Below are 21,379 nucleotides of genomic sequence, written 5' to 3' on the forward strand. Positions count from 1 at the left end.
TAGCTCAGCAAAATTAGTAATGTCTAGACCGGTTATTTAAGTTTTGTCAAGCTTCGATTTTCTCTACAGAGAAGCTAGCGTTATAATAATTAATTTTATCGGAGGTAAAAATGAGCGAAAAAAGCCCAGGATACAAAATTGTTAGCGATAACCGACAAGCACGCCATCTCTATGAAATTATAGAGACATACCAAGTGGGAATCGAGTTGAAGGGAACCGAAGTCAAATCAATTCGCGAAGGAAAAGCCAATTTGCGGGACGGATATGGCTTAGTTCGGAACGGCGAACTGTGGCTGATAAACGTTCACATTTCGCCCTGGAGAAGTGCTAGCAACTATTTTAATCACGAACCCCGCCGCACCCGTAAATTGCTGATGCACAAGCAGGAAATTCGCAAATTAATCGGCAAAGTGGAAGAAAAAGGCTTGACTTTAGTGCCGTTAAAAATGTATTTGAAAGGCGGCTGGGTAAAACTTGATATCGGTTTGGGTAAAGGGAAAAAACTGTACGACAAGCGCGAAGATTTGAAGAAACGCGAAGATAAGCGGGATATGGAAAGAGCGATGAAGCAATTTTAGTCATGGGTCATTAGTCATCAGTTATTAGACATCTCCGAAAAAGAAACTGAAACCTTTGCTAATCAAAGGTTGAAATTGAATTTCGGAAGATGTTTATTAGTCAGGAGTAATTACTAATTAGTGATTAGTGATTGTCCCTAGTGATTGATTATTTTAGCTCGCGTTCGGTTAATTACTGATCATAATATTTCTCAATATCTCCCCTTTAGGATTTTGAGCGCTTCCCTCGTCACTACAAACTTAATTAGAGTTATTTTACCGGAGTCCATCCCATCTGCTCTCCTGGGGTGGTGCTGGAAACGGTAGTATGAGCGTCTCCCACACCCAGGCTTTCGGGCCCGTACCACAAGAAGTTTTATTTTTATTATCGCCTAAAACTCAGGCGAGCCATCTTATCTCCTAAGCTGTTCAGCATTTAAATTTTTTGCCTGAAAGCCAGGGTGCAAGCAGTCTAGGCTTCAAAAATCCCAATTTAAATGCGTATCAGCTTAATACAGCCGCCTATTGGCTATCCTCGTCTTTCAAGTAAGTATTATTACTTATCGAGATCCAACAGTCCTGCCTTCTTCCGGGCTCCGACTTCGGGAGCATCTCATATTTGTAACAACACTTTTTCTGGCTCCTTCCTTCTAACTCTTTCCTCCTGGCTCCTGACTCCTGGCTCCTGACTCCACTTTCTAGCTTGGCTGCATGCAAAAGTGAGATGCTCCCCCGCCTTCCCGGTTCTTTTTTTCTGAAAATATCCGGATGGCTTGTGGAGTCCCATGAATCATTAACCTATGCTCGAATACATCTAGGTAGTGGCAGCATTACTCAAGCATTCGGCTGTGGACTTACAAACTCTTATGGAGAAATGGGCTCAAGCCTGAGTCATTTCGTAAGATTATGATGCCATTAGGGTGGCAATTAAATCTGGCAAACAAAATATCGCCCAACTCTCAAGTTAAAAAATGCTAAAAATGACACCATTAGCTAACATTTTCAAGGCCATAAAAGAGCCAGCAAAAAAGCATCACAACTCGAAGTGGGGAGCCTTCTTGCTGATGCTAGCAGTAGGCTTTGGCGGCTGGCAAATAGGATTGCCGGAACTGGCATCTTTTTTTAATAATATTGCGTTTGAAAACTACAAAGCCAATCGATTGGCTGATACTCAACAAGCATATGAGTTAGCGCTAGCTATAGATCCCAAAAGCCGAACAGCTCTTTACAATTTGGGATGGTTGTGTGAAGAGGTGCAAGATTTACAATGCGCCCGAGGAAAATATCTGCAAGCTGCAAAACTCGGTATGCCTGCTGCTTACAGCAATCTGGCTCGATTATATATCGTCGATCAAAAAAACTATTCGGCTGCCGTTCACTTCCTGTGGCAAGGTTTGAAATTAGCTGAGGACGATCGAGTAAAATATTCTTTACTCAAAAACTTGGGATGGGCTCGCCTAGAACAGGGTCGATATTCAGAGGCATTGCAACATCTGGATGAAGCCATTAAACTTGATAGTGAAGGACCAGCAACTTACTGCTTAAAAGCGCAAGTCCTAGAAAAGATGAAAAATACTAAGGCAGCGCTACCGCAGTGGAAAATTTGTGTAAAGTATGCGGATTCTCAAGAATTCGATGAGGATATATGGATAGGGATGGCACGTCAACGATTAAACGAGGAAAAAACAAATAAATGAAACGCACAGTTTTGTTTTCATCAACCATACTGGCCATTATAACGGTACTGGAGCTAAGTCAAGCCTCAACAGCACTGCCAACTCCTTCGACTGTTAAAATTACAGTTAATGAATCAGTCGAAACGCCGTTCGACTCCAATCAATCGACGTGGCGGCGGTGCAGAGATAGAGATGGTGGAAAATATGCGTGTCCCAGATTCATCATGCCTTCGGAGAGCGAAGAATAAGAGTTATTTTCAATAAATTTTGTAGAGTGTACCATCACCACTTTACAGCAACAGGTATGTAGTATGTAGTAGTAATAGTAGTATGCAGGGTGCGCCGTCGGCACCTTATAGCATTTGAGATTTGAGATTAAGAATTGAAGAATTGGAAATAACTTATGGGTATAATAGTTTGCAGCTTGCATAAAGCTGCATTCTTTTTTTGTAATGATATAACTCTTAATCATTGCTGTATTGGCTATTGCTGGAATCTGCACTGGGCGGGGAGAAAATCCCCGCCAGCAATTCTATCTACTCGCCCTCCGTCAAAGCTGAATCTTGCTGGTGGTATGAGTTGCTGTAAAAACTAGCAATAATCGCCACCATCAACCACCACAGCATATTAACTTCTGGGCGGTACCAAACTGTATCGACAAAACCGTGGGCCATCATGCCGGCTAAAGTTGCGATCGCCCCAATCAACCAAAACCCCTGATTCGATTTTACATTTTGGATTTTAGATTTGGGGTTGCCGGATTCTTCCTCTAAATTAGAGATGTTAAATTGTGAATCCCGCAGATGTTTGATCTGCAACAAACCTTGATTGACGGTGACAGTCATCAGCCAAAGGAAACACATTAAACCGATAAAACCAGTTTCCACCGCAATTTCCAGCAGCACGGAATAAGCGCTCAAAGCAGTGAATTTCGGCTTCATATAAAGCGGATAAACTTTATTAAAAGCAGTGTTTCCTGGCCCAATTCCGAGAATTGGTCGATCGCGAATCATGTCAATCACCGCCGTCCAAACATTAATCCGAAAATTGTTGCTGCTGTCACCTCGGCCGATAAACATACTCGAAACTCGATCGCGCAGAGGCTCCACTAAAGCCACTCCCAAAATTAAGGCCCCAGCCAAACCTCCTAACCCTAACGGCAGGGCCAAAGTCCGCCAGAACCGAGGCATCAAAGGGCTGTACCAGTACCACAGCAGCACTAAAAATACCACAAGTAGAGCCACAAAACCGATCCAAGCACCCCGGCTATCCGTGTAGCGCAAACACGCGCAATTCACCACCAGCATCGTCAGCGCTAAAATTTTTGTTCCCCATCCTTTCCACACAAAAAGTGCGGCGGCGCTCAATGCAATGGCCGGCAGTAAATAGGAACCAAGCAAGTTTGGATTGCCCAGAAAGCTGTAAACTCGCGTGACATCGGCTTGAGTAGAAGTCGGATCGTTCCAAGTAGCTAATGGCGGCACTTTATCAATCCACTGCCGCACGCCGTAGAAACTGACAATTAAAGAGACGTTCAAAAATACGGCAATTAACCACGATCGCCAACGGGGCGATCGCAATATCCGAGCCATCAGCGCAAAAAACAGCAAATACAGCGTTAGCTTGCTCCAACCAGTAGCAGCGGCGACTTTCACCGGCGACATTGCGGTTGCGACGGTGGCAATGCCCCAGTAAAGCAGTACCAGCAAGTGAATGGGTGTTAGGGCGATCGCGCGATCGTCCGAAACAGTCAGCAGCACCCAAAATGCAGCGCTAGCAGCCATCAACACACCTACCAAGGCATTGTTCACAAATGGCCCCAAACCGAAAGTCAAGGCCAACAAAACAAAACCCAGGGGTTCTGCCCACTGCATCAGCCAGCTACTCTGCCGCCAACTGCGTAAAGAGCCGATCGCCCCATTTAATAAATAACTTCCACTTTGCCACTGAGAGAGGGGCAAATTTGCCAGAGTTAACTGTTGCCAAACTGAATTCATTGCTATTTTAGATTTGTACTTGGTAATCGGTAACAGGTAATTGGGAATTGGTAATTGGTAATCGGTAATCGCTCATCGGGAATTGGTAATCGGGAATTGGTAATCGGGAATTGATAATTGAAAAAAGTTGAGTTATTTTTCTTCCTTCTTTCAGCAGTTACGTCCTGTACACTGCTTCTTCCTTCTTCCCTCTTCCCTCTTCCTTCTTCCTTCTTCCTTCTTCCTTCTTCCTTCTTCCTTCTTTAGCCTTCCAACAATTCCGTAGCATTTGTGCAGGGCAGCCAGAGCACGTAGCGATATCCAGATTCCGGAGCTCCTTGAATTGAGAGTTGACCGCCTTGAATTTCCACCAACTGGCAGCAAAGCAGCAGCCCCAAGCGTTCCCTGGCCCCGTAACCAGCTAACACCGGTGCGGTATCCTCGGCATTCTGGGCCACTAAAGCCGCCAACTCAGAAAACGCCAGCGTTAATCGCTGCGAACCCTGTGTCGGGAGTTGCGCTTCGAGTCCGAGGGAGTCGGTTTCGGAGTTCGATGGCGAACTGCTACCTGATCCGGCCTTCAACAAGTAGTCGGTGTAGAGTTTAGCATGGGGCAAACTTTCCCCTAACCAAGGATGAAAAACCCAAACTCCGATGTTGATACCGTCTTCTTTCCGAGAAACGTGGACTCGAATCACGCTGCCTGCCCCAGCAGATTGAATAATGCTAAAAATTAAGTGGTGCAGCATTTGCTGAACCTTATCTTTATCTATCAACCAGATGCGCGACCCGGGCCCCATCGACAAATTAATTTCTTGCTCTCGTTTACTTGCCACCGACGAGAGGATTGTCACAACCTGCTGGCACAAAGTTTCTATATCGACTGCGGTTCGCTTCAAGGTGAAAGCGGAATCATCTAGTTCTGCCAGTTCCAAAATTTCTTCAACTAGCGATCGCAAAGAGCGACTGCTGTCTTGGATCACGTCAATATATTCTTTTTGCTTGCTTGTTAAGGGGCCATAAATTTCTTGTTTCAACACGCTTGCCATGCCGAGGACCGAAGTGAGCGGTGTGAGCAATTCCTGCGCTAAATTATTCAGCAGTTTTACTTTAATTGAGTTAGTAGACAAATCGATAGGTTTGTTAGTCATCGGTAATTTTTATTGGTTCATTGTCGAGCGAGGGTTTGCGGTTCATTAGACCTATTCCAAAAGTCTATAACAATCTGTTTATAATTCACCACCAAAAAACTATTCAAGAAAATATAGCAATCCTTGCAGGAGTCGTAATTTTTTGACCCCACCCCAACTCTCCCTTATCAAGGGGAGGGAGTAAGAAATTCACAAATGATGCGAGGATGGCTATATACAGCAGATTCCAGGCAAATAAAGTACACCTTAATCCCAAGCACTTACCAAAATGGTTGACAAACCCTTGCAACCGTACTCCATAAACCTGGAAATTGCTGTATATTCATTCTTCCCTTGAAGCTCTTCCTTATCTGAGTAATTAAGATTTAATCATTGCTTCTAAAGCTGATTGTAAGTCTTGAGTGAGTTCGGCAACGGCTAACCTGCGACTGGTTTGATATCCCTCCCAGCGATTGCCCACTGATATCGGTTCGCCCACGGTCATTTGTACTTGCTGTTTGCCCAACTTCGGTCTGCCGAAAGGATTTCCCCCTTTGATGCGAGCCAGTACGTCCCACAGCAGTAAAGTTGTTTCTGCCAAACGTTCTGCGGTCAGCTTTTCTTGGACGTACCTGCCCGTGACGGACACGAAACTTTCTACAAGTCTCATGTGCCACATCCGAAGACTTGCTTCTTCAGCGAGGCGATCGGCTAATCCTCTTTCTAAGGGAGAAAGTGCTGCAATATCTTTGATATCTTCTCGATAAATATACTCCCAGCCTGCTTGTTCCAAACGGCGGCAGCGGTCTATTAAACTGCCTTTGGGCTTTAAGTTAAAATATTCTTCTCCTACTTGCAAGCCCACATCTAACAAGGCTTTGAGTCGAGCTATCATTACTTCATTGTCAAAATTATTTGTCGTTCTTTCTGTAAATGATGATGTTAAAATAGATAGTCTTAAGGGTAAGTTCTTATGATAAAAACGGCTGTAAAACTCTTCCATCACTGCTAGCAAATGGCTGCCCAGTCGAATCAGGCGGAGATACTGAAATTTGTGATTGTGGTTTTCGGAATCGGGATTTGCAGTCTCTAAATTAGCGATCTCGGTGCGTTCTAAGGGTGGCAGCCCGCAATCAATTTCTAATTGAGTTAAAAGTTTTTCTAGGGGTTGCCAGGGTGGGTTGACATAGCGGTATTGAATGCCGATCGGCACAATTAAAACTTTTTCAGTGCGTCCGGCTTTCAGCAAATCTTCAACGCACCAGAAGCCCATTTGAGCAATTCCCGGTTCGAGGGGGCTAACTATTTCATTGTGACCGTTGGTAGCGCCTTCTGGGGCGGCGGCGATCGGGAATTGGCTGTTGGCAAATAAATTGCGGGCCGATCGCAATCCGGCGCGATCGATTTTACCGCGAACCATCGGAGTGCCACCGAGTTGAGAATACAACCAGCCGACTCCCGCACCGGCCCACAGGGGAATGCCGCGATCGTAGATAAAGTGGGAATGTACGGGGAATTGCAGGGGAATGCCTTTGGCCCGCGCCGCCTGGGGAACCAGTTTCCAAATTAGTTGTCCCAAACAGTAGGGATCGTCTGAGTTGGGGTGGCGGAAGGCTAGCAAGAAGCGAACTTTCTGATTTTGAAATTGGTGGAATAGTTCGGCGAGGGTTTCGACGTTTTCGGCTTGAATGTGGCTGATACTCGTCCGAAATCGCAGCCACCAGGGGAATAATTGTTTACAACCTTGCATCACTAGCGGGTTGTAGGCTGGGGGTATGAATTCCAGCGGCGGCTGAACTTGGCTAATTGAATTGGGCATTTTGCGATTTTAAATTTTAAATTTTAGATTTTAGATTACTAGGTTGGGGTAAAAACTTCCAATTTTTAGAATGCTGAAGTTTTTTTGATTAACCGCAGAGGACACAGAGGATGAGAGGAGATAGCAAACCGTGTCAATTTAACGTCAAAAGTATTACCCGTCTTGGATTGAATATCATGTCCAGTCGATCGACCCCAATATTTTGGTCGGGGCGGGTTTACGGGATTTCTGGCTGATATTACAGATTCAGAGCTGAACTAGCCCTGACAAGAATTACGATTATTTTACAGGACTAGATATGAAACCATCATCTTTTTTACCCCCCTGCCCTTGACAAGGGGGATGCGAGGGGGTCATAAACTCGACTAAAAACGAGATTTATCCTCAGTTTCAGTCTTCAACACAGATTTTTGCAATCCAAAATCTAAAATCTAAAATCTAAAATCTAAAATCCTATTGTGCGGCTTCAAATATCATTTCCTGGAAGTTAATGACATCCGATCGCGGATCGCAGTGGGTGACTTTGACTTCTAGCCGATCGCCTATGGCGACCGATCGACCAAATCGCATTGCCAATTCTAAACCCAAGTCTTCCAATAAAATCAATCCGAGATTGCTATCTTCCCTCAGCCAGCGCAGCATTAAAGCTTCCCAAACTTCATCGGGGTTGCGCCGCAAATATTCCAATCCCCAATAGCGGTTTGTTTGGCGTTCCACAGTGGATGCTTCTTTAACTGCGGTGCCGAGACACATTACAATGTCCTGTATTTCTTCAGCAGTAAAAGGTAGGGGTTCGCCCCGCAGGTGGGCTTTGATTTGGAAGTGAGTCAGCAAATCGGTATAGCGGCGGATCGGGGAAGTAACTTGAGTGTATAATTCCAAACCCAAGCCGGCGTGGCGTCCGGGGGTGAGGCCCATTTCGCTGCGGGGCATACACCGACGCACGGCGCAAGCGCGGGCGGGGCCAGCAGGCACAGCCAGCAGTTCTTCATCGGGAGGGAGTTCGGGCTGTGGCTGATAGCGGTAGGGTATGGGCAGGCTGTGAGCTTGACCGTAGCGGGCAGCTAGTTCGCCGGCTAAAATCATCATTTCGGCTACTAGCATCCGGGCTGTGGAGTCGTCGATGACGTGGATTTTGATTTCGTCGCCGTTGACTTTAATGACGGATTCGGGCATGAAAATGCTGATTGCGCCTTGGGCTTCCCGCCATTTTTGCCGCAGTTTTGCCGCAGAGGCGATCGCTGCTATTTCCGGTTCTGCTTCGATTCCCAACTCCAGCATTTCGTCTACGTCATCGTAGGTCAAGCGGTAGGTGGGTTTTATGGTGCTGATGTGGATGCTGTAATCTTGAGCCGCGCCGATTTCGTCTAAGGTGACGCTGAAGCTGAGCGCGCTGCACTCTTTACCTTGAATTAAACTCATCGGCCCGGTTGCCAAAGCTGGGGGAAACATGGGAATCATTCCCGTGGGCAGGTAAACCGTAGTGGTGCGCTTTCTGGCTTCGAGGTCGAGTTCGTCTCCGGGGGAAAGCAAGCGGGTGGGATCGGCGATGTGTATCCAGATCCGCTGCTGGCCGTTTTCGAGGAATTCTAAGCTGAGGCCGTCGTCGATTTCGGTGGTGCTTTCGTCGTCGATCGTGTAAACCTTGAGGTGAGTTAAATCGAGACGATTTGTGTCGGAGTCGGTTGGGGGATTTTCTAGGCAGCGTTGGGCCACTTCTAATACCTTTGCGGAGAATTGTAGGGGAATTTGGCTGCGCCGCAAAAACAGGTTTTCGTGGGTACTCCAGAGGCCGAGCTCGACTAGGAGGCCAAATGCTGCTTCGGGGTTTTCGGACCGTTGTAAGCTGGCTAAAGTTTCTAAGGCTGGGGTGCGGTGCGTTGCTTCTTCTCCGAGGAGGGCAAAGCGTTCTAGGGCGTCGAGGCGAGTTCGATCGCTGTGTTCCCAATCTACATTTTCCCCTGCCAGCCGCTGTTTAACTCGATCCCAAAATCCTTGGGATTCTTGGTGTCGCTGCTGTTCTACTTCTTGCTGGTGTTTGATTTCGGCTACTTGGGCTGCCGATCGCGGTTCGTAGCGATCGCCCTTTTGTTTGAAATACAGTTTGTCTGTTGATAGCAAACAGTAAGCCGCGTAACACTGGGCTGCACTGCGATCGGAAAATAGCAGCATTGCCAGGGATTCGGGATCTGCCGTTTCTCCGTCGCCGACTAGGAGTTCCCAAGCTACTTCCAAACTCGACGGATCTGAGTAGGCTTCTACTTCTTTGAGAAATTTGGGAATGTCGGAGGGTTTGTAAGTTTCTCCGACTACTTCGTAGCTGATTTGTTTGGGCGGTATGCTGTGCGGTTGACCGTTTTCGTCTACCACGACCCAGTTTTTCTTGCCATCGGGGCGATCGGCAACTGCCAGACGGCGGTCGCCGTGCACTCTAAATTCTACTAACGTTCCCTTCTCCACTTGCCAGCTTTATATTTGAGATTTTGGATTTTTACAGTAGCCACTTATCGAGTTTCGAGCTTGCGATTTTAGATTTTGGATATTGGCAATTTTTCTGGTCAATTGTGAAAGTTAAAATCTAAAAAGTGTTTTTTTCTTCTTGCTTTTTTTTTAACTTTTGACTTGTGATTAAGACTTGCGCTGCGGCGACTCTTCACCCTATTTCGCGATTTTTTCGCTGCATTCTTGCTGCACTTTTAATAACAGAAAGACGTTCTTTTCGCGCAAGTCTTATTCCCAGTCCAAAATCTAAAACCCAAAATCCCAAATCCTGTTAACCTTCTTGGTTTACGAAGGGCATCAAAGCTACAATTCTTGCTCTTTTGATACTTCTGGTCAAGTCTCGCTGCTGTTTTGCCGTCAAACCGGTAATCCGGCGGGGCAAAATTTTACCGCGTTCTGTGACGTATTTTTTGAGCAAATCGACATCTTTGTAGTCGATCGGGTCTCCTGGTTTGATGGGCGAAACGCGCCGGCGAAAGTAAGTCATGGTTTGTTCTTTGTTGACTGTTGACTGTTGACTGTTGACTGTTAGTTTTTAGGTATTAGCCGTTAGTTGCTAGCCGTCAGTAAAGCATTTGTTAGTTATCTGCTTTTTGTGGGTCAATATCAATTGCCAACAACTGATGACTGATGACTAAGGACTAATGACTAATCACTACTTAATCTCTTTGTGGGCAGTGTGCTGGTTGCAGTGGGGGCAGAACTTTTTGAGTTCCAGCCGCGCCGTCGTGTTGCGACGGTTCTTGGTGGTGGTGTACCGAGACACGCCTTTTGAGCGTTTGCTTACGTTTGTACGGCACTCAGTACACTCTAGAGTAATTATGATGCGGACGCCTTTAGCCATAATTCTAAATAAATTTCGACTAATTTAAACACAATTTATTATCTTCTCACATTGCTCTGCACTTGGTCAAGCAATCTTCTAACTTTGATGTCGAGGGAGTAGCCGCGGCGGGTTCCGACGACCATCGTCCTGCCGATGCGATCGTGGAAAGCTTGGGGAAACCTTTCGCCGGAGTTGAGGGCAACGCTACAGTCGATCGCCAGGGGCAGGATCAGCAGCAACACGGCGGCGTTGGTAGATGTGAGCCCAGCTATACCTGCGAAGGCTAAGCCGGCGCAAATGCCCAGCAAGGCCTCGCGCTTGCACAGTTCTTGCACTCCCGGAGTCCGTAGGAATTTGGTATCGGCAACTTTCATGTCCAAAGCCCAGCGCCCAAGACTTTGACCTTGGTTTTTCCTGACGATGGCTACGCGCAGGATCAGCCACAGCAAAACAAAAAATATGGTTTGGACGATCGCATTATTGCCCAGAAGCAAACTGGGCAGCCAAACTACGATTCCGTCGATGCAGAGGGCCGCGGCGCGGCGGCCGACGGATACTTTGGGAAGGAGAGGAACTAGGTCGGAACTCATAGGCAAAAAGGTCGATCGCCACTAGCTACTTTTTCATCTTACATCTGTGGAATAATCGATCGCCATCAATGGTGCCTAAATCAACGTCAAAGCCAACCGCTAATTATTCAAGCCGAAAATGGATTTTCGCCGATTCCCAACTGTTTTTTCGACTTTTCCACCTGTTCCCACAGTGTTTGGATCTGAGTAAATGCCTGTTCCACAGAGATTTTACCGTTAGATGTCAAGGAACTTATGTAACCCACTCGCTGGGAAAACTCTTGTAAATTCGCATTAAATACCAAATTCTCTGGCTTTACTTCACCGTAATAGCGATTTTGAGGATATAAAAAATTTGAATTTGCTACCATTGCTTTAACCTCGCCTGAACACTTGTTTCCTGAACTAATCAATAATATTATAAACCGCGATCACCTGCTAAAGTTGTGCTGTAAGTAGCAGAAATCATGTGACATTGGGCGAACTTTTTTGTGATGGCAATTACACGGACAGATCACGGCAACAAAAACCTCAGTAATTTCACCTGTACAATTTACGCAGGCGGGGTCAACAACTAGGTTTAGGGCTTAAGGCTTATAACTTCCGATTTGGCGTCCAAACCAGGTTTTTGTTACTCCAGGACTGACTTATTGAAATAAGTGACAAAAAAAACAAAAATGGATAATATTATTGCAGACATAAATAGTTAGACTTTGAGTAAAAAACTGCATAATGTCTGCAAATGCGCGTCAAGCGAAGCTATCCCGAAGGGAATCGCCCCGTCCCAAATCCCGGCTGAGGCAAGTTTTAATCAGACTTGCCATCGCAGTAATTGCTGCTGTTATCGCCTTCAACATTCCTCACTCCTTAATTCCCGTGTTTAAAGAATCCGTATCCGAAGCAACGCCACCACCAGAAATCCAAAACGTGCTCGTCGGCAAGCGCAAAATTGTGACAGTGGGCGACAGCATCACCGAGGCCGGGAAATACCCCGGAGGCTACGTTTGGCTGCTGCAACGCTATCTGAATGCCCTTTATCCCGATCGCAAAATCGAAATCGTCAACGCCGGAATTTCCGGTAACAAGGCGACTGATATGCAAGCGCGATTCCAAAAAGATGCGATCGACCAAAAGCCAGATTTAGTGATGATTAATGTCGGAGTCAATGACGTTTGGCACGCTTTCTTCGACTTCCAAAACCTGCGGTTTTATCCGCAAGGCAAGTTGCCCACGGGAGTGCCACTGGCACAATATCGCGAGAAAATAACTCAAATGGTGCTGGCGGCAAAAGCGGCAGGAATTCGAGTTGTACTGCTTTCTCCTACTCCTATCGGCGAAATTCTCGACGGCCCAGAAAATCGCAGGTTGCAAGAGTATATTGCCGCGATGCGAGAAATTGCGTTGCAGAATCAGTGCTTGTTTATTGATTTAAATGCACCTTTTCGGGAAGTTATCGGCACGTATCAAAAACACGCGGGCAAGACTCTAAATTTGTTAGCCGCCGATGGAGTTCACCCCAATGCGTCGGGATATCGAATTATGGCTTTTACTATTTTGCGAGGTTTGGGAGTACCCGCAAAAGATATTGAAAATTTGGAAGTCAAAAAGTGAATTTTTGAATTTAGTTCACTGTTGACGGTTGGCTGTTAATTGAAAGTATCCAGAGTAAAAGCCCCCTGATTTATCTCTGGGGTGAATTATTCAAATCTAAAATCTAAAATCATTCCGTTGGCGGATGATACCGCTTCAACCAACAACTACCGATAATCACCAACGCCACCACAACAATAATTTCCGTCCAAAAAAACGAAAGGAAATCGCTGGCAGTTCCCACCGGAGGCACCCCCGGTTGAGCATTGCGAATAGCGGGAAAAGCAAACAGCATCACAGCAGTCCAACTCAGCATTCCGACTTCCGGCAACTTGCCCGATTTCATCACTTTCAATGCTAGCAAAAGCGCCATAGTTGACAGCACCCACATGATGACAATAATCACTAAGGCAAAGAATTTTACCGGGATTGATCGAGTTGCAGAAACATCGATATAAATAAATATAGACGAATTCTCTTCCATCGGTCTATAACTGATGTCGAAACCGGGAACGTCGGCATGAAAATTAAATTCCAGCGGCACGGGATTGAGTTCAAATGGAGCAAACTTTTTACCAATTGAAGGCAGCGGGTCGAGCGAAATAGCAACTTTAGCAATGTGCCTGTCAAACGGGTAATTGTTAATTTTTCCTTTGACTAAGTTAAACTTCAATGCAGGAACAATCATCGGTTTGCCTTCTTTAAAGGTAATTTCCGAATCCTGTACATTTGCGCCGTTAACTGTCATTAACAAGTCTTGAGCCGGGTAAGTTGGCCCTTTTTTATAGATACCTTTGAGTTCAAACTGCAAGCGGGCTTCTAATTCATTTTTAATGGGATCAACGGCAATTACTGTCATTTTGACCTCAACCAAGCCTTTGGACGCTACAGCGCTTTCTGGAGAGGGCTTGTAAGGCTCTTGGGCGTTAGCATTGTGAGAGTAAATAGATAAGATAATTGCCAAAATTACGACCAGACTGCAAATTAAAATAAGTATTTTTTTGAGATGAAATTTGTTAACAGTTTGCATTTATTATGGATATTTTACATATTGAATAGTTGTTAGCATTCGCCGCAGTCCGCCAGGGGTTTAAACCCCTGGCTCATAGCTAAAGTCGGTTAAAACCGACTAAAGAAACTCGATCGAGAATAAATGTGGGTTTTAGTCCTCTAAAAGAGGACTTTCGCTGTGAGCCGGGGGTTGAAAACCCCCGGCTGGCTGTGGCGATCATCGGCGCAAGAACCAGGCGAATCAACGGGCAACTACGAACCGATAGGAAGCAATACATTTGGTGTGAAACTTCCGTGCAAGCCGTAGGGAATGTGCTGTTTTAAATGCAAGCGCGCTAGGGGCCCTTTGGTGATGTCGCGAGCATCTAAAATCACTAAGGTCGATCGATGATTAGCTGCATCATACATTAAAAGCAGCAGCCAGCCGTCATCCTCAGCAACAGCATCGGGACGGAGAACAAATACCGGTTCCCCCGCAAAACCGCGCGGCGCCGCACTCCAAATTTGCCTTTCACCAGTCACGAAATCCATTTTGAGGATAGCTTGCAAAGGAGCATTTCCCGTGGGAGCATCAGCAGCACCGATGTAAAGATATCGGTAAGGTTGTCCGACATTATTGGGATGCAAAGTTGGAAACTCGCAGCACCGAGTTTCAACAACTTGATGCTGCACGGTTTTGTCTTGCAAATTTAACTTAAAGCGCCACAATTCTCCCGCGGGAACGCTCTCAAAATCAACCTCGCGAAAATCGCCGTCCGCCTCTACAGTGGGAAATGATTCGTAACAAACTGAGTCAACAAAAACTTCGTCTCCTTCTTCCCATGCGTTGCAGTGGTGGAAAACAAAACAAGGTTCAGTTTCTAATATCTTTACCTCGTCAGTGCCGTTGCGGGGAATTAAAATTGCTTGCGTTGGCTTGTTTGGCGAAAATTGAATGCACTGGGATGCACTCCGAAATCCTAACACGAAAAGCAGCGGATTGAAGCTGACTGGATTTTGGAAGAATATGCAGTAATTCGGGGTAATTACCATGTCGTGCAGGAAGGCAAAACCCGGTATTGCATGGGCGTGACGCTGCAAAAGTTTGCCGCTTTCGTCGAATTCGTAAATCGTGATGGTACTCGACAAACCCGGCTTGACAGAAAAGTTTACTAATCTGTCTCCTTTGCCATTTTTCCCTTTTTCGATTCTCGGGTGGGCGGCGAAGGCTTCACCGGGTTGTAAAACGCCGTCTAGGGTGTCTAAGCCGAGCGTGTCTAGGGTGCGGGGGTCGAGTCTGTAGGGTTGTGCTCCTTCCCAAAGTGCTAGCAGTTTGTCGCCCCAATAAATGATGTTGGTGTTGGCAATGTTTTTGAGTTTGACATCAAAGATGTTGGCTAGCCAGCCCCCCGGTTTCTGTGTGCCAAAAACGCCTCGGTGGAGAATTTTTCCGGCTTTTTGTTCGGCGAGATAGCCTTCTGTGTGTATGAATCGGTTGCGGAAATGGGCGCGGCCTTCAGATATTGCGATCGCACAAATCATCCCGTCGCCGTCAAACGGGTGGTGGATGCGCTGGCCGCTGACATCCAATAATCCTGGCCCGTTGCGAAAGAATGTGCCTTGCAACCCGGCGGGGATTTCGCCTTCTATGTCGTCAATCCAGTAGTCGGATTCGTTGGGTTGGGATTCGTAGCCGCGCTGCCAGTCTGTGCGATCGTATGATTGGTTTGGGGCGGCTGTTTGAGGTTCGGAAAGTTGTAATTTTTGCATTGGTGTTACGGGAGCGAATTTTTTAACCGCAGAGAACACAGAGCACGCAGAGAGAAGGAAAGTCGGAGAATGGGGATACACAGTTAAATTCATCCGTGTATCCGTGTGTGCCTTCCTTTATTTGCTGTCTGCGGTGCGGCTTTGTGACCTTACTGTCGGTACTAAGTCGGGAAAGTATTCGGGCATGAAATGCTGTCCGCCTGGTTTGGAACTGCCCATTTCTGGTTCTAATACGGGAAGAGACTTTTGATTGTTTGGATCGCCGCTTTCTGTACTATCGGCGGGCAACCAATTTAAGAACGGTAGTGGCAGAAGTGTGGACAGGTTTGTGATGACAATTAGCAGCCAGAGGTTATCGAAATTGCGATCGGTAATTCCTAGCAAGTGGGTCAAAAGTGCACCACCTTCGTGGGAAATAAGTCCTGCTAAGTTAGTGACTGACATCAGCACGGCAAATAAAGTTGCTTCGACGCCTCTGGGACACAACCGGGCGGAGAGTACCAGTATCGGCATATAAGCAATTTGTCCGATTACTGTCAGGATCAGGCTGTCTCCGATGCTGAACCATTGATCGTCAATTCCTAAAGCTCGGTTGGCATGAGTTACTAATAATAAAGTAGTCATGCCCAAAGCAGTCGCAATGACAGTTGACCAGCCAAAAATTACTCGAAAGGGAACTGTTTTGAGGAAGCGTTGAAACAGCCACACGCCGGCGAGGGCGGCAATGCTGGTAACGAGGCGCACTCGGCCGAGAAATTCTGGTGGAAAGCCTAATTCGTTGGTGGTGAAAAAGAAGAAGGCGGAGTCAGAGCTTGGGGTGGCTTGCAAGATGAAGAGAAAGGCGGTGGGCAGCCAAATTGTTTTTTGGGTAACAGCTTGCCGCAGTTGTTTTAGTTGGTCTTTGACAGCTTCAAAGTCTGTTCTTTTGTTGGTTTTTTCTTCGGCAATTAACCAAGCTGTTGCTGATACAATTAGCGGGAAAGATGCGGTGATTAAAAATATTGTGTGGGTGCTGAAGTGTTGCAGCAGGGAACCGCTGAGGTAGGCGGTAATTAGTCCGCCGAGGGCTGCAGCGCCCCAAGACAAGGATTGTAGGGAACCGGCGTCGGTAACGGATTCTTTTCTGGCCCTTTCGACTACCAGGGAGTCGGCGATTACGTCGCTGACGGCGAGGGAGAGGGAACTCAGGGCGATCGCGCCTGTAGCGGCAAGCGGTGTGTGTACAATTGTTGCGAGGCCCACCCATGCTGAGGTTCCCAGCAGCCCGGAGAGGACGATGTAAGGGCGTCTGCGGTAGCCGAATATCGGCAAGCCGTCGGACATGAAGCCGAACACGGGTTTGATAATCCAAGGCAGGGCGACGACACCCAGCATTGCCGAGACTTCGGCGGGACTCATGCCGAGTTCGTCTTTGAGGAAGAAGCTGACGGCTAAGCGGGCGAGTCCGAGAATGCCTTGGACGAAGTAAATCAGTAAGATAGCTATGAGCTCGGGGGTTGGCTCATTCCCAAAGAATACTTTTTCTTTTAAAGATTCTTTGAGTTTGCTGGTGCCAGAGGGGGAAAGGAGCATTTGAGCAATATTTCTTAATGAATCTCAATATTTATAACACATTCTTAATGAGTTCCGGGAACTGTCGGAGGTGGGATGCCGGAATGACGGGGATCTGGCAGGTACTATAAAATTGTAATTAGCTCGAATTAAATGATTTGTGGTAGCAATGAAAGCAGAAATTAGAATTGTCTTTCTGGCAGCGGCTTGGATTTTAGGAATAGGGGCTAATTTAGCCTCAGCAATACCTGTTGCTAACCAGCAAGGGGATTATCCGGTGCCACCTGCGAGACAGCGGGGGAACAGACAGGTAAATTGGGTGGTTGTTGACTCAGATTCTCAAGGGTTGAATTGCCGGATGGCTCAGAGATTTCGATCGATCTCTGTAGACGCTTTGGATGCGCCTGCTGAGTTGTTTGAAAGAAATAAACACAATGTTTCCCAGTGGCCTGTCGTGACTACGTTTCGGCGCGGAAAACGATTGCAAGCGGTGACAGGAAATAATGCCAATCAAATTATGATTGCTGACTCTCAGGGCAAACCTTGGCTGCCGATTTCAACGGATAAGGGTAATTGTTTCGTGCGGGCGAACAGCCGTTTTATTAAACCGATTCGGGAAAATCCTACTACTTTGAAACCTTTGGGATAGCTTAATTTTTTTGGATAAGAGTGGGCAATTGGTGAAAGGAATGTTTTATGATTATCGATCCTAAAAATGTGCCGGAAATTACGGGTTCCAAGTACCCTCAGCAATTCCAATCTGCTGTTGCCGGGAGAGTTAAAAAACGCTTGGGCAATGCTGCCGGGTTGAAGAATTTTGGGGTAAATTTGGTGAGACTTGCGCCGGGAAGTTGTTCTGCTCTCAGGCATTGGCACACTCGGCAAGATGAGTTAATCTATGTTCTGGAAGGGGAAGTTACTCTGATTACAAATTCGGGAGAGCAAGTGCTGAAACCGGGTATGGCGGCGGGGTTTCCGGCGGGGGATCCAGACGGACACCATTTAGTCAACCGCTCGGATGCAGATGTTGTTTATCTCGAAATTGGCGATCGCACTCCCGGAGATAGTGCCGAATATCCCGATGACGATCTAATTGCGAAAGCTAACGGGAATAGTTGGATTTTTACTCGCAAAAATGGCGAGGTTTATGAGAGTTGAAAAAATATGAGTCAAGTGAATCTTTGGACTTCGGCGGAACACGCTTTGTGGTATCTTGCTAAAGCTGATGGAATTCCTCACCGCACTGAAGGTGAAGCGGTTTTGTTGGAGGAAGTGCCGAAAAATGTTAAGCGAATTCTGGATGTGGGCACGGGAGACGGGCGGTTGCTGGGTCTGCTTAAGTGCGATCGGCCAAATGTTGAATGTGTGGCGATCGACTTTTCGCCGACAATGCTGGAAAAAGCCAGAATTCGCTTTGCGGATGACCCGAAAGTCACGGTAATCGAGCACAATTTTGACGAATCGCTACCGGATTTGGGCAAATTTGATGCGGTTGTTTCTAGTTTTGCGATTCATCACGTAATAGACGATCGCAAACGTTCGCTTTACACTGAGATTTTCGAGCTTTTGGAACCGGGAGGCATCTTTTGCAATTTGGAGCACGTAGCGTCAGCAACTCCGGCTTTGCACGAGAAATTTCGAGAGGCGATCGGTATTAGCGATTCGCCCGACGATCCGTCTAATAAATTGCTCGATGTCGAAACGCAACTGCGCTGGTTTAGAGAAATTGGTTTTACAGATGCAGACTGTTATTGGAAGTGGCGGGAACTCGCTTTATTAGTTGGGGTGAAACCTGTTTAGCTGCGGGTAAGGACTGCATTGTCGTGTCCTTTTAAAATTGGAAATAGTCACAATTAGTAAGATGCGTCAGATTTTCAAACCCTCAATAATTGTTCTAAAAATTCACCTGACGCACCCTACAGCTTGATTTGAGTATGCCAGTTGCCTAAGTCCTGAATATAAGAGGTTGCTGTCGTAGTAGAAGTTGAGCGCGAACAGTTCTGGTTATTTGAAAATAACCAACAGAGTATTGAGGAGAGAACAGGCGAACTCTTAACCCAAACGATACAAAAAGCAACCGTTTTTTGGAGTAGCAAGCAAATTGAACCTCCAATTTACACTTTTAGTTAGTTGGGATGGCAGATATTGTCTGGTCGCTCGCACATTGGGAGCTTACCCAGTTAGAGGGCTGTTTTAAGAGTTATTAACCAAACGATCGAATTAACAACAAACAAAAAGGTATAAAAAATATAGATTGATGGAGCGCAGATAGCTCTCCATAAAGAAGGCATTTTAATTGTTTTTAATGAACCGAGCGGGTGCACAAAACCTTCCGGAATTGAGCGAGCATTAAAACTTTCATCTAAGGCACTTTCATTATTCAAGAATTCGGTAATTGCATGGACTCTTTGTATGTAATAAAATTGCACCTTCCAGTAGGTAGCTTCTAAAAACCAGAAACCCAAAATTATAACGTATCCTAGGGGAACCAACGCATCTATTTTGCTTGTAAAAACCCAACCAATCAACGCTACCCAAATGGTAATTGCCGTACTTTTTAATTGCATTATAATTGTTGTGAAGTTAGCTATTTTTGTCTCTAGTTCCTCTGCTCCTTTTTGCAGCATTGCTAGCTGAAATTCAAATCGATCCATGTTTGATTCCGCGAACGTTTATATTAGAATTATAGAAAAAATTATAATCTTCTTTTCTTTCGGTGTCGTTAGAGAACTTCGCCTGACGCACCCTACAAGTCGATTTTAGATTGTATAGTAAGATGCGTCACCTCCCGAAATTCCCGATCGCCGTTAGAGAACTTCGCCTGTAAGGATTCAGGTATCTGAAACGTAGTCACAGAAGGACTTCTAGAATTAAAGCCTTCGCTAAATCAACAGCTTGATTCTCAATAGGTACGAAAATAAAAGCTTTCAGGGTTTCTTAATAAGAATGGATATTTGATGATTATTCGATCAAATGGTTACACCGTATAGGTTTTACTGCTTTTCACATGACCTGAATCCTTACCTTCGCCTGACGCACCCTACAAGTCGATTGTAGGGTGACAGTTGCGTCCAGGACTATTAAAGTCACGCACCTTACTGAATTAAATTAAATCCGGTACTTTAGGTTTGATTCGGCGTTCGTACCAGTTCATTAGAGGGGTAGAAGTAATGCCGTGCAAAACCACAGAAATTATGATTGTTGTAAAGGTAATCCAGGCAATTTTTTCGCCGATTTCGCCTTTCAAACCGTGACCGAAAGCATAGGTAAGATAATAGATAGAACCGACACCACGAATGCCGAACCACCCGCACAGCCAGCGGCTGGCGGGATGTAAAGGACTGCCGATCGTACTAATCCAAGCTCCCACAGGCCGGATTAAAAAAATCAACAATCCAGCTACTAAGAGGGAGTATCCTCCATAGACCAACATAGGCTCTAAGCGCAAAAGTGAACCTAATAGTAAAATAGTTGCTACTTCCATTAACTTTTCAATGCGCTCCGTAAAGTGCAGTTGGGAAAGCGGTTTCTCTGGGTTGTGGTAACTCCGCTGCCCCACAATTCCTGCTACAAAAACTGCGAGAAATCCGTAGCCGTTGACTACTTCTGTCAGGGAATATGTGAGCAGAATTGTGCTCAGAGCAATGAAATCTTCCATTAATTGATCGGCCGGTCGATAGCGTTGGAGTTGGCGATCGATCCAGGTGACGGCTTTAGCTACTATAATTCCCATAACGATACCTGCGGCGATCGCCCAAATCAAGTCAACTGCTACCCACTGCGAAAACCAGTTCTGCCAGTTGTTATCTTTTAGCGCATAAATGCCGAAATAAACAAAAGGAAAAGCTAAAGCATCGTTCAAACCGCCTTCGGATGTTAAACCAAAGCGCAATTCATCGCGATCGTCTATATCAGCTAACTGAACTTCTGAGGCTAAAACTGGATCGGTGGGAGCGAGAATTGCTCCTAATAAAATCGCCGGACCCCAATCTAATTTCACAAACCAATGACCGATCGCAGCAACAGCAAAAATCGAAATTGGCATTAAAAAACCGATCAGCCGCGCTGTGGAATTCCAGGCCCAAAGTTGCAGCGGGCGATTCATTTTTAAGCCGCAACTGAACAGAGAAACAATAACTACAAATTCTGTGAGTCTTTCTAAAAGTTGAGCTTCGGGACGCAATTCAATCAGCTTGACGCCGTAGGGCCCCAATCCGATACCGACAATTAGATAAATTAAGGCATAAGATATAGGCAATCGCGAAATCCATCCCGAACCCAAGGTGACGGTCAGCAGGAGGATACCAATAACTAGCAAGTTGAGAATGTAATTATCCACAGGAGCGATCGCACTTTTAATCAGGTTTACCAAGTGCGATTTTTACACATAAAAGCTTCTGCGGCATCCACCACCCGCTAGATT

The 21,379-nt window shown here is 46.1% G+C and carries 20 protein-coding genes; 7 read left to right on the forward strand and 13 right to left on the reverse strand.

What is annotated here, in order from left to right:
- Positions 1 to 110 precede the first annotated feature (110 nt).
- The 3 genes from smpB to QT996_RS00445 all read left to right on the forward strand — a co-directional run bounded on the left by smpB (position 111) and on the right by QT996_RS00445 (position 2,481).
- Positions 111 to 578: an SsrA-binding protein SmpB gene (gene smpB, locus QT996_RS00435; RefSeq protein ID WP_006631384.1), complete on the forward strand. Its 468-nt coding sequence runs from the start codon at positions 111 to 113 to the stop codon at positions 576 to 578.
- A gap of 959 nt (positions 579 to 1,537) precedes the next feature.
- The gene (locus QT996_RS00440) at positions 1,538 to 2,254 is read left to right on the forward strand and encodes a tetratricopeptide repeat protein (protein ID WP_333043866.1); all 717 of its coding nucleotides are present in this window, start codon (positions 1,538 to 1,540) and stop codon (positions 2,252 to 2,254) included.
- Positions 2,251 to 2,481, forward strand: a complete 231-nt coding sequence (locus QT996_RS00445; RefSeq protein ID WP_333043867.1) for an Osc7112_2153 family protein — start codon at positions 2,251 to 2,253, stop codon at positions 2,479 to 2,481. The genes QT996_RS00440 and QT996_RS00445 overlap by 4 nt, the downstream gene beginning before the upstream one ends.
- A 288-nt stretch (positions 2,482 to 2,769) precedes the next feature.
- On the opposite strand, the gene QT996_RS00450 is transcribed toward QT996_RS00445, so the two are convergent.
- The 8 genes from QT996_RS00450 to QT996_RS00485 form a co-directional block, all read right to left on the reverse strand.
- Positions 2,770 to 4,230: an IctB family putative bicarbonate transporter gene (locus QT996_RS00450; RefSeq protein ID WP_333043869.1), complete on the reverse strand. Its 1,461-nt coding sequence runs from the start codon at positions 4,228 to 4,230 to the stop codon at positions 2,770 to 2,772.
- Between the two features lie 242 nt (positions 4,231 to 4,472).
- The gene (locus tag QT996_RS00455) at positions 4,473 to 5,360 is read right to left on the reverse strand and encodes a histidine kinase dimerization/phospho-acceptor domain-containing protein (RefSeq protein WP_333043871.1); all 888 of its coding nucleotides are present in this window, start codon (positions 5,358 to 5,360) and stop codon (positions 4,473 to 4,475) included.
- Positions 5,361 to 5,718: 358 nt separating this feature from the next.
- Positions 5,719 to 7,158: a 1-acyl-sn-glycerol-3-phosphate acyltransferase gene (locus QT996_RS00460; protein ID WP_333043872.1), complete on the reverse strand. Its 1,440-nt coding sequence runs from the start codon at positions 7,156 to 7,158 to the stop codon at positions 5,719 to 5,721.
- A 453-nt stretch (positions 7,159 to 7,611) separates the two neighbouring features.
- Complete coding sequence (locus tag QT996_RS00465) at positions 7,612 to 9,618, reverse strand: ribonuclease R family protein (protein ID WP_333043873.1); 2,007 nt, start codon at positions 9,616 to 9,618, stop codon at positions 7,612 to 7,614.
- Between the two features lie 313 nt (positions 9,619 to 9,931).
- Positions 9,932 to 10,147: a 30S ribosomal protein S18 gene (rpsR, locus tag QT996_RS00470; protein WP_006631377.1), complete on the reverse strand. Its 216-nt coding sequence runs from the start codon at positions 10,145 to 10,147 to the stop codon at positions 9,932 to 9,934.
- Between the two features lie 168 nt (positions 10,148 to 10,315).
- The gene (gene rpmG / locus QT996_RS00475; RefSeq protein ID WP_190658616.1) at positions 10,316 to 10,504 is read right to left on the reverse strand and encodes a 50S ribosomal protein L33; all 189 of its coding nucleotides are present in this window, start codon (positions 10,502 to 10,504) and stop codon (positions 10,316 to 10,318) included.
- 38 nt (positions 10,505 to 10,542) lie between these two features.
- Positions 10,543 to 11,076, reverse strand: coding sequence for an RDD family protein (locus QT996_RS00480; RefSeq protein WP_333043874.1), 534 nt, complete (start codon positions 11,074 to 11,076; stop codon positions 10,543 to 10,545).
- A gap of 107 nt (positions 11,077 to 11,183) precedes the next feature.
- Positions 11,184 to 11,426, reverse strand: a complete 243-nt coding sequence (locus tag QT996_RS00485) for a DUF7219 family protein (protein ID WP_190658612.1) — start codon at positions 11,424 to 11,426, stop codon at positions 11,184 to 11,186.
- Positions 11,427 to 11,787: 361 nt separating this feature from the next.
- On the opposite strand from QT996_RS00485, the gene QT996_RS00490 reads away from it, so the two are divergent.
- Positions 11,788 to 12,666, forward strand: coding sequence for an SGNH/GDSL hydrolase family protein (locus QT996_RS00490; protein WP_333043875.1), 879 nt, complete (start codon positions 11,788 to 11,790; stop codon positions 12,664 to 12,666).
- 109 nt (positions 12,667 to 12,775) lie between these two features.
- On the opposite strand, the gene QT996_RS00495 is transcribed toward QT996_RS00490, so the two are convergent.
- The 3 genes from QT996_RS00495 to QT996_RS00505 form a co-directional block, all read right to left on the reverse strand.
- Positions 12,776 to 13,675, reverse strand: coding sequence for a DUF4436 family protein (locus tag QT996_RS00495; protein WP_333043877.1), 900 nt, complete (start codon positions 13,673 to 13,675; stop codon positions 12,776 to 12,778).
- A 233-nt stretch (positions 13,676 to 13,908) separates the two neighbouring features.
- The gene (locus tag QT996_RS00500; protein WP_333043878.1) at positions 13,909 to 15,405 is read right to left on the reverse strand and encodes a carotenoid oxygenase family protein; all 1,497 of its coding nucleotides are present in this window, start codon (positions 15,403 to 15,405) and stop codon (positions 13,909 to 13,911) included.
- Positions 15,406 to 15,522: 117 nt separating this feature from the next.
- Complete coding sequence (locus QT996_RS00505) at positions 15,523 to 16,977, reverse strand: folate/biopterin family MFS transporter (protein WP_333043880.1); 1,455 nt, start codon at positions 16,975 to 16,977, stop codon at positions 15,523 to 15,525.
- A 148-nt stretch (positions 16,978 to 17,125) separates the two neighbouring features.
- On the opposite strand from QT996_RS00505, the gene QT996_RS00510 reads away from it, so the two are divergent.
- The 3 genes from QT996_RS00510 to QT996_RS00520 are packed head-to-tail and all read left to right on the forward strand — an operon-like array spanning position 17,126 to position 18,756.
- Complete coding sequence (locus QT996_RS00510; protein WP_333043882.1) at positions 17,126 to 17,605, forward strand: hypothetical protein; 480 nt, start codon at positions 17,126 to 17,128, stop codon at positions 17,603 to 17,605.
- Positions 17,606 to 17,652: 47 nt separating this feature from the next.
- Positions 17,653 to 18,114 (forward strand): cupin domain-containing protein, encoded by a 462-nt coding sequence (locus tag QT996_RS00515; protein WP_333043883.1) that lies wholly within the window; start codon positions 17,653 to 17,655, stop codon positions 18,112 to 18,114.
- A gap of 6 nt (positions 18,115 to 18,120) precedes the next feature.
- A complete protein-coding gene (locus tag QT996_RS00520) occupies positions 18,121 to 18,756 on the forward strand; it encodes a class I SAM-dependent methyltransferase (RefSeq protein ID WP_333043885.1) in 636 nt (211 codons plus the stop codon).
- 380 nt (positions 18,757 to 19,136) lie between these two features.
- On the opposite strand, the gene QT996_RS00525 is transcribed toward QT996_RS00520, so the two are convergent.
- Positions 19,137 to 19,610: a hypothetical protein gene (locus QT996_RS00525; protein WP_333043887.1), complete on the reverse strand. Its 474-nt coding sequence runs from the start codon at positions 19,608 to 19,610 to the stop codon at positions 19,137 to 19,139.
- Between the two features lie 449 nt (positions 19,611 to 20,059).
- Entirely contained in the window at positions 20,060 to 21,328 is a 1,269-nt protein-coding gene (locus QT996_RS00530; protein ID WP_333043889.1) for a sodium:proton antiporter, read from the reverse strand.
- Positions 21,329 to 21,379 lie beyond the last annotated feature (51 nt).

Origin of the sequence: Microcoleus sp. S13C4 (assembly GCF_036700865.1) — a bacterium.
Classification (GTDB): Bacteria; Cyanobacteriota; Cyanobacteriia; order Cyanobacteriales; family Microcoleaceae; genus Microcoleus.